Genomic DNA, 12,741 nt, shown 5'->3' with positions numbered 1-12,741 from the left:
CCGACCGGGAGGTTGCCCGGTGTACCCCGCCACATAGGTCACGTGAGGGACACGCTCCAGCTGATGCGGTCGTGGAGCTCCGCCTTTGGGGTGGTTCTCGGCACGCTTGAATGTGGGGGTGACGAAGTGGGGGCGCCCGTACGTACCTCGGACCGCCGAGCTCCTGCCCGTACTGCTGGATCAGGTAGAGGCAGGGGCCGGCAGCGAGAGCGTGTGGCTCGAGCTATGGACCATGCTGTGCATCGAGGGAGAGACCCTCGTCCCAGGGAGTCTCGGCGCGCTGCCACGTCTGGTCGCGCTCGCCCGGAGCGAAACGCAAGCGCTGGAGATGGCCGGGGCGATCGTGCGCAGCGCGATGACGGACGACCAGGGCGAGCGCATGTTCGTGGAGAGCCCCGACGCCATCGCGGAGCTGCGGGAACTGGTGGACCAGCGTCTCCAAACGCGTCCGGCCGACTACATCTGGGGCTTTCGCACCCTCCTCGCGATCGAGGGGCAGTTCCACTGGAGTGCCGCCCTCGGTGACTTCAGCGACGACTTCTACGAGGTGGCCTGTCCCCACTGCTCCCTGAATGTGACCATCGCCATCGGCGGATACGGGTACTACTCGGCCTGCCGGGACTGGGACGCGGGCGATGTCGACCGGCGCGACTTGCGGCCGGTATCCGTTGCGGAGCTGCACGGCATGGGGCGGTGGATGTACGACCTCGCAGTCCGTGACGGCCAGGACCGACTGGCTGAGGGGATCACGTATCTCATGGGCCGCGCAGAGTGCCCACGTTGTGCCAGTGTGTTCCACGTGGCGGACGAGTACGCAGCCGCCAACCTCCCCCCAATGCTTTCTGTTTGACTTGCACGTTCCAAGATCGGTTGAGAGACGGCTTCTCAAGAAGGTGGCAGCTCAGTGTTGAGCCTGTCGGCAGGCACTCGCTCGATGCGGGTCCAGCCGCTCCAGCCACGCTCGTTCAGAATCGCCAACACCAGTTCGGCGCCCGGTGCGGACTCAAGCATGGTTGAGTCCATCAGGGCGACGAACTGATCGTCGAAGCCGTCGGCACCCACCTCGCCGGCCTCCACGGCGCGAATCATCAGGCGCTCTAGGATGTCGGCGACCTCGACGATCCGTGGATCGCCGGCCAGCCAGTCGGGCTCCCCGGTGAAGAAGCTGTAGAGCCTCACCATGTCGGGGTCGTCCAGCTCCTCGTGCTTCTTGGCAATCACGGAGTCGATCAGGTCCGGCACCTGCGCAGCGATCATGATCCAGGCATCCCGCTCCAGCTCGATGTACCGCTCCCCGACGCCGAGACCGCGCAACCGGTCGAGGTAGTCCACGACGCTCTGCGGGAGCGCCAGGTGCTCTCCGGCGGCGAGCCGGGCGAGTCGGCTGCGAGTGTCCTGCAGCCGCCGGATCTCAGCGCGCAGATCCTTGTCGATCTCCTGGACACCACCGGCGAACTCCTCCGGGCCGGCGTCGAGGAGTTCCTGCACCCTGGCCAGCGGTACGCCGGCATCAGCCAGGTTGCGGATCCGGATCAGTCGCACGACCGCGGCGGCGTCGTAGGTCCGGTACCCGGACCGGTCGCGCTCGGGCAGCAGCCCGATCTTGTGGTAGTGGCGTACCGCCCGTACCGTCACCCCGGCGTACGTCGCCAGCTGGCTGATGGTGAGCATGGGTCCCAGCCTGCCTCAGGCGATCTTCCGGCGATAGGCGGCCATCGCGAAGACGTACGCCACGACGAGGATGGCCACACACCACGCGAGCGCGATCCAGATGTCGTCGCCGACCGGCTGCCCTGTGAACAGAGCACGGATCGTGTTGACGATCGACGTCACCGGCTGGTGCTCGGCGAACCAGCGCACCGGGCCAGGCATCGTCTTTGTGGGCACGAACGCCGAGCTGACGAACGGCAGGAAGATGAGCGGGTAGGCGAACGCGCCCGCTCCCTCGACCGACGACGCGGAGAGCCCGGGGATCACGGCGAGCCAGGTCAGCGCCAGGGTGAACAAGAGCAGGATGCCGGCGACCGCGAGCCATGCCGACACTCCTGCCCCTGAGCGGAAGCCCATGAGCACAGCGACGCCCACCACCAGCACGAGCGCGATCAGGTTGGCGACCAGAGAGGTGACGACGTGGGCCCACAGCACACCCGACCGCGCGATCGGCATGGACTCGAATCGCTCGAAGATCCCGCTCTTCACATCGGTGAACAGCCGGTACGCGGTGTAGGAGATGCCCGATGCGATGGTCATGAGCAGGATGCCGGGCAGCATGTAGTTCACGTACGAAACCGACCCGGTATCAATGGCGCCGCCGAACACGTAGACGAACATCAGCATCATGGCGACCGGTGTGATGGCGGTCGTGATGATGGTGTCCATGCTGCGTGTGACATGGCGCAGGGTTCGCCCCGTGAGTGCGGCAGTGTCGCTGAAGAAGTACGCGGTCATCCTTGTCCCCCAGTTGTCGTGCCAGTGGTGTCGCTCTTGTCGCCGCCGCCGATGACCGCGAGGAAGATCTCCTCCAGAGTCGGCTGCTTCTCGACGTACTCGACCTTGGCGGGCGGGAAGAGCTGCTTGAGCTCGGCGAGTGTGCCGTTCACGATGATCCGACCCTGGTGGAGGATCGCGATCCGGTCGGCCAGCTGTTCGGCCTCGTCTAGATACTGCGTGGTGAGCAGCACCGTCGTCCCGTGGCCGGCGAGCTCCTTGACCGCATCCCACACCTCGATGCGCGCCTCGGGGTCGAGTCCGGCCGTCGGCTCGTCCAGGAAAATCACCGGCGAATTCCCGATGAGGCTCATCGCGATGTCCAGCCGACGGCGCATCCCACCCGAATACGTGGACACTCGCCGCGCGCCCGCCTCGCTCAGCGAGAAACGTCTCAGCAGGTCATCCGCGATCGCGCCCGGGTCCTTGAGGTGGCGCAGCCTGGCGACGAGGGCGAGGTTCTCCCGACCGCTGAGGATCTCGTCGACGGCCGCGAACTGCCCGGTGAGACTGATGGACTCCCGCACGTTCGCCGGTTGCGTGGCGACGTCGAAGCCATTGACGCTCGCTATCCCCGCGTCGGCCTTCAGGAGCGTGGCGAGGATCCTCACGGTCGTGGTCTTGCCCGCCCCGTTGGAGCCGAGCAGGGCGAAGATGCTGCCCGGCGCCACGTCGAAGTCCACACCGCGCAGCACTTCGAGCTTCCCGTACGACTTCTCCAGACCCTGCACGCGCATCGCCGGACCGGCGATCGTTTGGGTCGTCATGGTCATCTGCCTCCTTTGCGGAGCTGTTCCACGCGTCTGCGAGGACACCCCTGCCGGAAGGATGGAGGGTTGACCCAGCGTCAAGGTCAAGCCCGCTCCGACCACGGCATCCAGGTCTTGCCGGAGACGAACGCCTTGCGGCCCGGGCGGCCTGCACTGTGGGCGGCGGAGTTGCACCTCGGTGCCGTCGAGCCGCAGCTTCACGCCTTCGGCGTCGGCGTAGGAGAACAGGTCCTCCAGCGTGCGCTGAGTACGTCCCGGACGCTTACGCGACGCGTTACTCCAGGTCAGCATCAATGCCGCCAGTCGCCCGTTCGGAAAAGAGGACCACGACGTGCTGATGCTGTTCGACAACACCCTCGACGGCATCGAGGACCCCGGCAACGGCATCCATCAGGCCATGGGCATGGTCAACCTCGCCCCGAACGAGTGGTTCGCCCCGTTCGACCAGGGCCGCGACCCCAACCGCGGATTCCGGCACTCCTGATCGCAGAGCTCGTGGGTAACGGTGCGGCGTCCAGCTCGGTCACCGAGGCCGGGCGATCAGGTGGGCGGAGAGGAGGCGCAGGTTGGGGTTCAGCAGGCCCACGACGTCCTCATACGCCGTGGTGCTACCTGCAGTCGGGTCGTCCCCGCATCGCTTTGTGCTCCAGCACGAAACGAGGCGAGCGGGGACACAGCGGGGTCCCGCCCGGAGGCCTCGGTAAGGACTCCTAACAAAAGTGCTGGGCTTGGCCTGGTCAGCGGTCGGTGCCGTGCACGAGGCCGCCGGGCAGCGGGATGCAGTCAGCCGCGCAATCGCACGCGATAGACCCGGCGACGTCGACGGTCATCCGGGATATTGGTCGCCATGGAGGAGGTCAAGGTCGTAGGCGCCCATTCCGAGCGCGCGACCCTGCGCGTCGGCGACGTGTTCCTGAAAGTGGACGCCGATCAGGCACGCATCGACGTCCAGGTCGAGGCGATGACTTTGGCGCCGGTCCCGACCCCCGGAAGTCCTGTGGCACAAGTCGCCCGTGCTCGCGATCGCCGCGGTTGGCGCTTTGTCACGAGGACTGGGACCGCCGTGGGTGACAGAAAGCTCGAAAAGTCGGCGTATTTTAGGCCGGTCGTCACGACAGCGAGCGGGACCGGATCAACCGAGACGACGCCGACCATCCACACTCCCGCGACCAGCGGGTGAGATTGCCGGCGCCCCGGCGCCGCTCAGTCACAGCCCCCTATGGCTGAGTGGGTCCGGCTGACGGGACGCGTTGTCGGCGCAGGAGCAGCCCTGCGGGCCGCCACAGGGCGAAGGTCAGGCCGAGGCCGAGCGGGATCTGCAGGAACTGCTGGATCACCGGGGGCCCGGGCTTGTCCCCCCGCCTGAGCGGGGCAATGCCCTGCGGATCGACGGTCACCGTGTAAGTGCCGCCTACCACCCACTTCCAGCCCATGAGCCCGTTCTCCTCGATCGGAGCCAGCGGTGGGCCGTCGAGGACGGTGACCGTGTAGAGGTGGGCGCTGTCACCCATGCCGTCGCCGGCGGACCACTGAATCTGTCGGACCCTGACGTGTTCGGTACGCCCGTGCTGGTGCAGTACCTGCTGATCCAGCTCCTTGTTCTGCAGGAACAGCACCCCGAGGAGGCACACCGCACACAGCAGCCACCGGATGTCCAAGTACCAGCACGTGCCAAAGAACACGCAGCCGAGGAGGATCACCAGCGCGCACAGCACGTCGATCCACCGGGCGTGCGCGACGACGGCTGTGCGCACGATCGCCCACAGCGCCAACGCTGCGCCGGTGCTCGCGGCGCCCACCAGCACCCGCCAAGCCACGCCTGTCCGCCCTGTGCCTGCTTCCTCCGCGCTCACCCTCACCCCTGCTCTCGACGAAACCGCCGGCCTGATGGTGCACGCGCTCAATGTATGGATTGTTCAACGATCCTTCAATAGGATGGTTCAACATTGAGTCGTCTGCTTCGCGGACGCGGAACCGCAACCAACCGAAGGGCTGCAGGAGATGAGCTGGTATCAGTTCGAACAGGTCGACGACCTCGGGCAGATCCTGTTCTGCGACGACCCCGCGCTGCAGCTCGAGTGCGTGCTGGGGGGCCTGGAGACCGCGGAAGGCACAATCACCATCGATCCCGCACAGACACCCCGCATGCCCACTGCCCTCTTCGAGTTCAGGCATGCCGTGGGCGTGGGCTACTTCGGGTACGTCGTGCCGAAGGGAGCCTCGCTCGACGAGATACCCGAGGAACCGCAGCTCGAAGGCGCCATCCTGTTCGGCATGAGGCGCCTACCGCCCGAGGTCTTCTGCGACCTGCCCTCGATCCCCGGATGGGAGCTGCACGAGATACCCGATGAACAGCCAAAACTGGAGGAGTGCTACGGATACACCTACTCCCGGCTGGAACTGCGGACGCCCGACGGTGAGATCTACTCCCGGACCTGGGTCCCGCACGACCCCGAGTGGGAGGCCGCCGCCCTGCGTCACGGCTACGTCGTGTGCCTGTGCGGCGTGGAACTGGGGATCCGCGCACCGTACGCGATGACCGACGCCCAGCACACCCCGGTCATGCGCTACGAGTCCTTCCGCCGCGGATGCGCGCTGGGCCTGACCGTCGGCGGGCTCGTCGCCTACGTCGACCACCGCTGACTCGAATCACCGAGCCGGCACGCTTCGAGTACGAACTGGGCTGCGACGCGGCGTGCGAGCGGGCCCGGCGGACGATGTGAGGTCGACGTACCGAAATCCCGGCTGTGAGGCTGCGCGGGCTCGACTGCTACGAGTGCGTTCTGACGCATCGAGCAGGCCATCTCCTCAAGCACATCGCCTGCCCTCACTGCCAGCACGCGCCGCCGCGGACCGGCGTCCGGGCCCGTCCAGCTGACGGGGTGGGCGGGGCGATCGGGGCGACGGCGACGTCGACGCCGAAGAGGGGCCGTATGCCCGCGGCGGCTGCGGCCTTGGCGAAGCGGGCCGTGCCCGCGACGGTGTCCCGGTCGGTCAGGGCGAGCGTCGTCATCCCGCGCTCGGCGGCGCGCTGCATGAGCGTGTGGGGGAGCGAGGCGCCGTAGCGGGCGGAGTAGCCGGAGGCGACGTGCAGATGAGTAAATCCACGGCTCTGCACCTCCTGTCTCCGCGTGTCCCTCCCCTGACCTGTGACCTCTCCAGGTATCCACCATAACTCATAATCGCACAGGTGTTCGAAAGAGTGAATCGGCGCTGCCCCCGCCACTGTGACGTTGTGTGACTGAGCGCTCCACATGGCCACTGTGGCGCTCAGGCTGCATCCGGGGAGGCAGGCGCCGATCACACAGGCCCACTCCAGGGCGCGCACTGGAGTGTCAGAGGTGGGTGCCATGATCTCGTGATGGCCGCCGACTCCCTCACCTTCCAGCAGCTCACGACTCCAAGCGACGTCACGCCCCAGCTCCAGCGCGCCCTTGCCGAGTGTTGGGTCGAGGTCACCAACGCGGGCGGCGCAGCTGGCTTCCCCTTTCCGCCGGTCGATGCCGCCACGGTGGCTCCGACCCTCGCCCGGATCATCGACCTGCTTTCCCCGGACAGCAACCGACTTCTCACGGCGACCTTGGATGGGAAACTCGCGGGCTGGCTTTGCCTCCGCCGCGACAGGTTCGAGCTGATCTCGCACTGGGGCACCCTCCACCACGTCCAGACCCGCACCGCCGTACGCGGGCGCGGCATCGGGCTCGCACTCATGAATGAAGTGCGCAGGATCGCCCGGGACGAGATGGGGCTGGAACAGCTGCGCCTCGCAGCCCGCGGTGGCGTTGGCCTGGAAGACTTCTACGGGCGGCTCGGCTGGAAGGAAGTCGGCCGGTGGCCGGGCGCCCTCCGGCTCGCCCCAGGGGACGATCGCGACGAGATCCTGATGATCCTCGCCCCGCTCTGAGCTTCCGCCGTCCAGTCGGCGATGCCTCGGTTGCCGAACCGCTTGCCCCGTCCGGCCAACCAGGACGCTCAGAGTGGCCAAGTGGAGCACCCAGTCACACGTTGGCTGTGGCGGAGCACAGCCGTTTGCGAGTGGAGCGCGCTGCCTTGTGAGTGGCCTTGCAGTGACGCACGTAGCCAAGGAAGAGCTGGCGAAAGGGCCTCTGGGTGAAGGTGTCCGGGCCGCTAGGTTGTCCAGGTGCGCTACCTAGCCTCGCCGTTTCACTTGGGGACGGCTGACTCCGGGGCGGAAATGCGAAAGTGCCTTCCTGACCTGGGACGATGAACCTTGCTGAGGGGTTCTGTCGGTCCAGGCGGAGGGCACTTTCTACGTGCAGGCTATCGGGTTGCGTCCCAAGGTCCATGTCACTGCTGATGGTTCGGGGGCGATCGGGCATGCCGGGGCACGGTTGCTGGCGGATCTCGCTGATGTCACCGGGCTGAGCGCCGCGTACTCCGCCGCTCTCAGGCCGCTTCGGCCGCGTGGGACCGGGCGTGATCCGGGCCGGATCGCCACCGACCTGGCGGTGATGCTCGCTGACGGCGGCGAGGCCATCGCGGATCTGGCTGTACTGCGGGACCAGGCAGGGGTGTTCGGCCCCGTCGCCTCGAACCCGACGGCCTGGCGGCTGCTCGCCGACACCGACGAGAGGACACTGGCGTCGCTGCGCTCGGCCGGCGCCCAGGCCCGGGAAGTCGCCTGGCTGCAGGCCGCGGGGCACGGCGAGGGCATACCCGCAGCCCGGGCCGCGGGACGCATTCTGCCCGGGCTGGTCCTGGACCTCGACGCCACGCTGATCACCTGCCACTCCGAGAAACAGCAGGCCGCACCCACCTATAAGGGCGGCTTCGGCTTCCACCCGCTGCTGTGCTTCCTGGCCAACACCGGCGAGGCACTGGCCGCCGCCGACCACGTCACGGTGCTCGACCAGGCGCTCGCGCAGATCCCCGACGCCCACCGGCACGGCACCGACATCCTGATCCGCACCGACAGTGCCGGATCCGCGAAAGCCTTCCTCGCCCACGTCCGCGACGTGCAGAAACGGGGAATCCGTACCTTCTTCTCGGTCGGATACGCCATCACCGAGCCGGTCCGCCGCGCTGTCCGGGCCATGCCCGACTGCCTCTGGCATCCCGCCCTTAGCCAGGACGGGACGCTGCGTGATGGCGCCGAGGTCACCGAGCTGACCGGCATGGTCGACCTGACCGGCTACCCCGTCGGCACCCGCATCATCGTGCGCCGGGACCGTCCGCACCCCGGAGCCCAGCTGTCCCTGTTCGATCAGGACGAGGGCCTGCGCCACCAGGTGTTCCTCACCGACACCCCGTACTGCGATGGCGGCTCCGCCCAATTCCTGGAGGTCCGTCACCGCGGGCATGCATGCGTCGAGGACCACATCCAGTGCGGCAAGACCACCGGCTTCGGCCGCTGCCCCTCCCGCGACTTCGCCATCAACGCCGTCTGGCTCGAACTCAGCCTCGCAGCGATCGATCTGCTGGCCTTGCGTGTCCTGCTGCTGGGCGGCGAACTCGCGGCTGCCGAGCCGAAGAAGCTCCGCTACCGGCTGCTGCACGTCGCCGCACGCCTCACCCGCGGCGGCCGCCGTCTGCGCTTGCGGATATCGGCGACCTGGCCCTGGAGAAACGAACTGGCCACAGCCTTCCACCGCCTCGCCGCACTGCCCCGTCCCACCGGCTGACCGGCAAACCCCGCCCGCCACGACCCGAAGGACCCTGGAGAACCCGACCAGCGCGCCGGGACTCCGCCATGCCCGAGCACCGAAATCACCTCGGCCACCCGGCAGTTACCCCTCGGCGACGCCTCATCACCCCAACCGAAACGGCGAGGGTAAGAGTCTCGATCAACGACGGCACCGCACACCCACCCTTGCTCAGCACCCGCACGCCTCACGGCGGGCTCGACCCCGGCGACGGTAGAAGCCGACACGACCGGCCACATCCCAAACCCCTGCGAATCACCCCAACGAGGCACCCTCACAAGATCTGCACCCATTGACGTTCGTCCCTCCCGAGCCAGTCCTGCATCGCGTTCACCGTTTCAGGCAGCGGGCAGGACGGGACACCGTCCGTTCAGCGGCGCGGCGTCGGCGGCTGCAGACCGAACGCCGCGGTGTTCAGCCAGCGCCGCATGGCCTGTGCGATCGGCCGCTCGACGAACCGGTGCACGAGGTACGCCAGGACGATCAACGCGCTCACCGTGACCCCGACCAGGGCCCAGGGGGCGACCCGGTCGCCGTAGTAGTGCGCGATGGTCATGCCGATGGTGTCGTGCAGCAGATACAGCGGGAAGGTCATAGTGCCGGCGACGGTCAGGCCGCGCCAGCGGATCCAGCGGGTCCAGCCGAGTGCGATGGCGGCGATCAGCAGGAAGAACACCGTGGTCACCACGATCAGCCAGCCGCGCCAAGGTGCCCAGGTGTCCCAGTTGTTGCGGCCGCCGCCGGGTGCCAGCAGGAAGTGCAGCGCCAGCAGCCACGACATGGCGACGATGCCCCACAGCAGCGGTGTCGGCCGGTACCGGTGCATGAGGTAGAAGGCCATGCCCGCGATGAAGTACGGGGCGGACGTCGGGTTGACCATCAGTGAGAGCAACGGGATCCGGGCGCCGGGCGCCAGCACCGCGGCGACCGTCCACAACCCGCAGAAAATCACGACCCGTTGGTAGCTGAGGCCCTTCCACACCACGACCGCGAAGGTGAGGTAGAAGCAGAGTTCCGGCCAGAGCGTCCAGTAGACCGAGTCCAGGTTGTCCACGCCGAGCGGGGTCTGCAACATCGTGAAGTTCGCGAAGAGCAGCCGCGGGTTGGGGTGCCCGAACGGGCTGTCGGTCAGGTAGATGACGCACGCCGACACCACGATCGCGATCCAGTACATCGGGTACAGGCGGGTGACGCGCGAGATGAAGAAGTCGCGGGGTGCGCCCCCATGCGCTCATGCAGATGACGAACCCGCTGATCAGGAAGAACAGGTCGACGCCGAGCCGGCCGTAGGCGAAGTACCCATGAGCCTCGGGGAACGTGCTCCGATAAGGGCGGCCCCAGATCGTGATCATCGACCAGGGGGTCTGGCCGACGAAGTGGAACAGCACCACCGCCAGCGCCGCCAGGAACCGCAGGCCGTCCAGCGCGGCGAGCCGGTCCCTGCGGACGGCCGGCCTGGCCACGATCACCCGCCCCGCAGGCGCCGCCATCGGGAGCGGCACATTGGGTGCGACCGCCCCCTCGTTCCCACGCCTCGTGGCCACGTCGACCCGTCCCCTGTGCTCCGCCTGGGTCATGCATCCCCGTTCCAGTGTTGTTCTTTGCTGTCAGGGCCCTATGAACCCCGATCACATGACCAACGGGCAGACGAAATGGTTGCCGAGCACACGATCTCCTGTTGCGGGACGCGTGACGGCCCGTCCGGTCGACCTCATCAAGACCGAAGCAGAACAGCGCGCGCGGACATCCACATCTTCGTCGACCTGATCCACGTGCTCGAATATCTGTGGCGAGCGGCCTGGTGCCTGCACGACACCGGCGACGCCTCCGCCGAAGCATGGGTCGCCCGCCACGCCCGCACCCTCCTGGCCGGTGGCGTTCAGCAGACCGCCGCCGCGCTCAAAGCGGCCGCCCGAGCCGCAAGACTGCGCGGCACCAAGCGCAAGGGCATCGACGACGCCGTGAACTACCTGACCAGCAAGGCCGAACACCTGCGCTACGACACCGCTCTGGGACGCGGCTGGCCGATCGCCACCGGCATTATCGAGAGAGCATGCCGCCACCTGGCCAAAGACCGCCTGGACATCACCGGCGCCCGTTGGGGCCTCTCCGGCGCCGAAGCCGTACTCAAACTGCGCGCCGTCCGCGCCAACGCCTTCCACCGCCTCGCGGCATTGCCCCGACCCATCGGCTGACCGGTAAACCCCCGACCGCCGCAACCGAAAGACCTTGGAGAACCCGACCAGCGCGCCGGGACTCCACCATGCCCAAGCACCGAAATCCCATCGCCACGAGACACTCGACCCCTCAGCCACGCCTCATCACACCAACCGAAACGGCGAGGCTAGTGGAGTCTTTCGTCTTCGGCGCCCTGGGCCGAGGCCGATCCGTCGAACAGTTCCTCGGTCCTGCTGGTGATGCCGACACCCTCGGCATCAGCTGGGTTGAGGTCGTGCCAACGCACTCGGGGTTCAAGGATGTCCTGCACACGGCGGCAGATGTGGGCAGTGAGGGCTTCTGCGACCTCGGGGAGTTCCCTCCGCTCGATGCCGACGATGAGGACGAGGAGTTCGGTCGGGAGATCGCCAAGGTGATGGCGGCACCCGACGCCGTCGCCCTTGCGGAGGCTCGGACTGGAGCCGTTCGTGGCCGCTGGGTCAACGAGGGTGTCACTCAGGATGAGTACCGGGACTTCCTGCGAGCCGGCCGTCCAAGGCACTGGCCCCCAACGGATGACGCCTCAGTCGATCACGATGAGTGACATTCCCTGCGTCGAACCCGCAACCTATCGTGCTCCGCATTCGCGAACTATCGCGCTCCCCGAAGCCCGTGGCCAGCGGATTCCGCGCGATTGACGAGGAAGTCGTCCTCGCCCAGTTCGAATGCGACGCATTGGGACTCTTACTGGTCGATTTCGTTCTGGCGCGTGACTCCTCCTGTGGCAGCCAGATTCAGCAGTTCGTCAGCCTGGCCCGCGACGATCATTCTCCTGCGCTCCAGCAGGTTCCTGTACGCGCTCAGAGCGACGTGCTCACCGCTGGATATCGCCTGCGTCAACGCGAAGCGAGCCTCGGTCTCCAGCACCAGAAAGGCGTTGCGGTATGCCCGCGCCTTCCGTTCACGTGCTTCGGGTTTGAGGAATGCGATGGCTGCGCCGAGGCCTGCACTGATCAGCGCCAGTACGGCTGCTGGAACGCGGGCAGACTCAGACGACAGCCCAGTCGCGCCCGAGATCCCGGCCAGCACGGCGGACGGAAGCCCGAGAAAGGTGTGGACGAACCACCACAGGCGCCGGTGGAAGCGAGACTTCTCCGACTGCCATTCACACTCAGCTCGAAGGCCCTCAACCTCTTGGCCCACGGTGTCGTCTGACGGCACGTCATAGCGTGGAGCGACATGAAGTTCCCGGCCCCATAAAAGAATCCCCCATCTCATAGGGGGAGCGTGACAGCCGTGTCCTCACTTGCACAGGGGGCAATTTTCACTCGGTTGCCTGTGGCCAACTGTGACGCTCACAGTGGCCGGCTGAGCGGTTCTGACCGTGATTGCGTGATGGCTCCGATCTCTGCCCTGCCGGGCTGTACCTCGGCGGGGCGATCCCTAACGCAGCCTTCAGTTGGCCGTCGCAAGCGTCACGATTGGTTGTGGTTTGTCGAGGCCGGCAAAGAGGACCGGAACGGCGGCGGCCACGTGCAGCCGCTGTTCACCCATGCGAGCGTGTTGGCGCCACTCGCACGGGTGATCGCCAACGGCACGCGCCGCTGTGGTGATCACCAGGCCCTACCGTCAGCCTCGGTTTGCTTCCGAATGAAAGGCAGGCG

The 12,741-nt window shown here is 67.1% G+C and carries 13 protein-coding genes and 3 pseudogenes; 8 read left to right on the top strand and 8 right to left on the bottom strand.

Annotated features, from left to right (window positions below; genetic code table 11):
- The first annotated feature begins 118 nt into the window (after positions 1–118).
- A complete protein-coding gene (locus tag ACFZDJ_RS53490) occupies positions 119–850 on the top strand; it encodes a hypothetical protein (protein WP_391070455.1) in 732 nt (243 codons plus the stop codon).
- Positions 851–885: 35 nt separating this feature from the next.
- Here the strand turns inward: ACFZDJ_RS53490 and ACFZDJ_RS53485 are convergent, their stop codons facing one another.
- The 3 genes from ACFZDJ_RS53485 to ACFZDJ_RS53475 are packed head-to-tail and all read right to left on the bottom strand — an operon-like array spanning position 886 to position 3,254.
- On the bottom strand, positions 886–1,671 hold the full coding sequence (locus ACFZDJ_RS53485) for a MerR family transcriptional regulator (protein ID WP_391070453.1): 786 nt from the start codon (positions 1,669–1,671) through the stop codon (positions 886–888).
- A gap of 15 nt (positions 1,672–1,686) precedes the next feature.
- On the bottom strand, positions 1,687–2,448 hold the full coding sequence (locus ACFZDJ_RS53480) for an ABC transporter permease (protein ID WP_391070451.1): 762 nt from the start codon (positions 2,446–2,448) through the stop codon (positions 1,687–1,689).
- Positions 2,445–3,254 carry an ATP-binding cassette domain-containing protein gene (locus tag ACFZDJ_RS53475; RefSeq protein WP_391070449.1) on the bottom strand — a complete coding sequence of 270 codons (810 nt, stop codon included), beginning with the start codon at positions 3,252–3,254 and terminating at the stop codon, positions 2,445–2,447. The genes ACFZDJ_RS53480 and ACFZDJ_RS53475 overlap by 4 nt, the downstream gene beginning before the upstream one ends.
- A gap of 334 nt (positions 3,255–3,588) precedes the next feature.
- On the opposite strand from ACFZDJ_RS53475, the gene ACFZDJ_RS53470 reads away from it, so the two are divergent.
- Together ACFZDJ_RS53470 and ACFZDJ_RS53465 are read left to right on the top strand one after the other, a co-directional pair.
- Positions 3,589–3,741, top strand: coding sequence for a hypothetical protein (locus ACFZDJ_RS53470; RefSeq protein WP_384924151.1), 153 nt, complete (start codon positions 3,589–3,591; stop codon positions 3,739–3,741).
- 363 nt (positions 3,742–4,104) lie between these two features.
- Positions 4,105–4,321 (top strand): annotated as a pseudogene (locus ACFZDJ_RS53465) (aminoglycoside phosphotransferase family protein); the annotation flags it as partial.
- A 153-nt stretch (positions 4,322–4,474) separates the two neighbouring features.
- On the opposite strand, the gene ACFZDJ_RS53460 reads toward ACFZDJ_RS53465, so the two are convergent.
- Entirely contained in the window at positions 4,475–5,074 is a 600-nt protein-coding gene (locus tag ACFZDJ_RS53460) for a hypothetical protein (RefSeq protein WP_391070448.1), read from the bottom strand.
- A gap of 184 nt (positions 5,075–5,258) precedes the next feature.
- On the opposite strand from ACFZDJ_RS53460, the gene ACFZDJ_RS53455 reads away from it, so the two are divergent.
- Positions 5,259–5,900 carry a hypothetical protein gene (locus ACFZDJ_RS53455; RefSeq protein ID WP_365880488.1) on the top strand — a complete coding sequence of 214 codons (642 nt, stop codon included), beginning with the start codon at positions 5,259–5,261 and terminating at the stop codon, positions 5,898–5,900.
- 196 nt (positions 5,901–6,096) lie between these two features.
- On the opposite strand, the pseudogene ACFZDJ_RS53450 reads toward ACFZDJ_RS53455, so the two are convergent.
- Positions 6,097–6,375, bottom strand: a pseudogene (locus ACFZDJ_RS53450) (PHP domain-containing protein); the annotation flags it as partial.
- Between the two features lie 243 nt (positions 6,376–6,618).
- On the opposite strand from ACFZDJ_RS53450, the gene ACFZDJ_RS53445 reads away from it, so the two are divergent.
- Together ACFZDJ_RS53445 and ACFZDJ_RS53440 are read left to right on the top strand one after the other, a co-directional pair.
- Entirely contained in the window at positions 6,619–7,161 is a 543-nt protein-coding gene (locus ACFZDJ_RS53445) for a GNAT family N-acetyltransferase (protein WP_391070446.1), read from the top strand.
- 340 nt (positions 7,162–7,501) lie between these two features.
- Positions 7,502–8,899, top strand: coding sequence for an IS1380 family transposase (locus ACFZDJ_RS53440; RefSeq protein WP_391070490.1), 1,398 nt, complete (start codon positions 7,502–7,504; stop codon positions 8,897–8,899).
- Positions 8,900–9,290: 391 nt separating this feature from the next.
- On the opposite strand, the gene ACFZDJ_RS53435 is transcribed toward ACFZDJ_RS53440, so the two are convergent.
- Positions 9,291–10,094, bottom strand: coding sequence for an acyltransferase family protein (locus ACFZDJ_RS53435; protein WP_391070445.1), 804 nt, complete (start codon positions 10,092–10,094; stop codon positions 9,291–9,293).
- A 103-nt stretch (positions 10,095–10,197) separates the two neighbouring features.
- A pseudogene (locus tag ACFZDJ_RS53430) lies at positions 10,198–10,410 on the bottom strand (acyltransferase); the annotation flags it as partial.
- A 282-nt stretch (positions 10,411–10,692) separates the two neighbouring features.
- Here ACFZDJ_RS53430 and ACFZDJ_RS53425 point away from each other — a divergent pair.
- On the top strand, positions 10,693–11,115 hold the full coding sequence (locus tag ACFZDJ_RS53425; protein ID WP_391070492.1) for a hypothetical protein: 423 nt from the start codon (positions 10,693–10,695) through the stop codon (positions 11,113–11,115).
- A 68-nt stretch (positions 11,116–11,183) separates the two neighbouring features.
- Positions 11,184–11,681 (top strand): hypothetical protein, encoded by a 498-nt coding sequence (locus tag ACFZDJ_RS53420; protein ID WP_391070443.1) that lies wholly within the window; start codon positions 11,184–11,186, stop codon positions 11,679–11,681.
- A gap of 140 nt (positions 11,682–11,821) precedes the next feature.
- On the opposite strand, the gene ACFZDJ_RS53415 is transcribed toward ACFZDJ_RS53420, so the two are convergent.
- Positions 11,822–12,298 carry a hypothetical protein gene (locus tag ACFZDJ_RS53415; protein WP_391070442.1) on the bottom strand — a complete coding sequence of 159 codons (477 nt, stop codon included), beginning with the start codon at positions 12,296–12,298 and terminating at the stop codon, positions 11,822–11,824.
- Positions 12,299–12,741 lie beyond the last annotated feature (443 nt).

This window comes from Streptomyces sp. NPDC007896 (assembly GCF_042959425.1).
GTDB lineage: Bacteria > Actinomycetota > Actinomycetes > Streptomycetales > Streptomycetaceae > Streptomyces.
The sequence above is the reverse complement of the archived record's forward strand: the minus strand, read 5'-3'. Positions and strand labels throughout refer to the sequence as shown.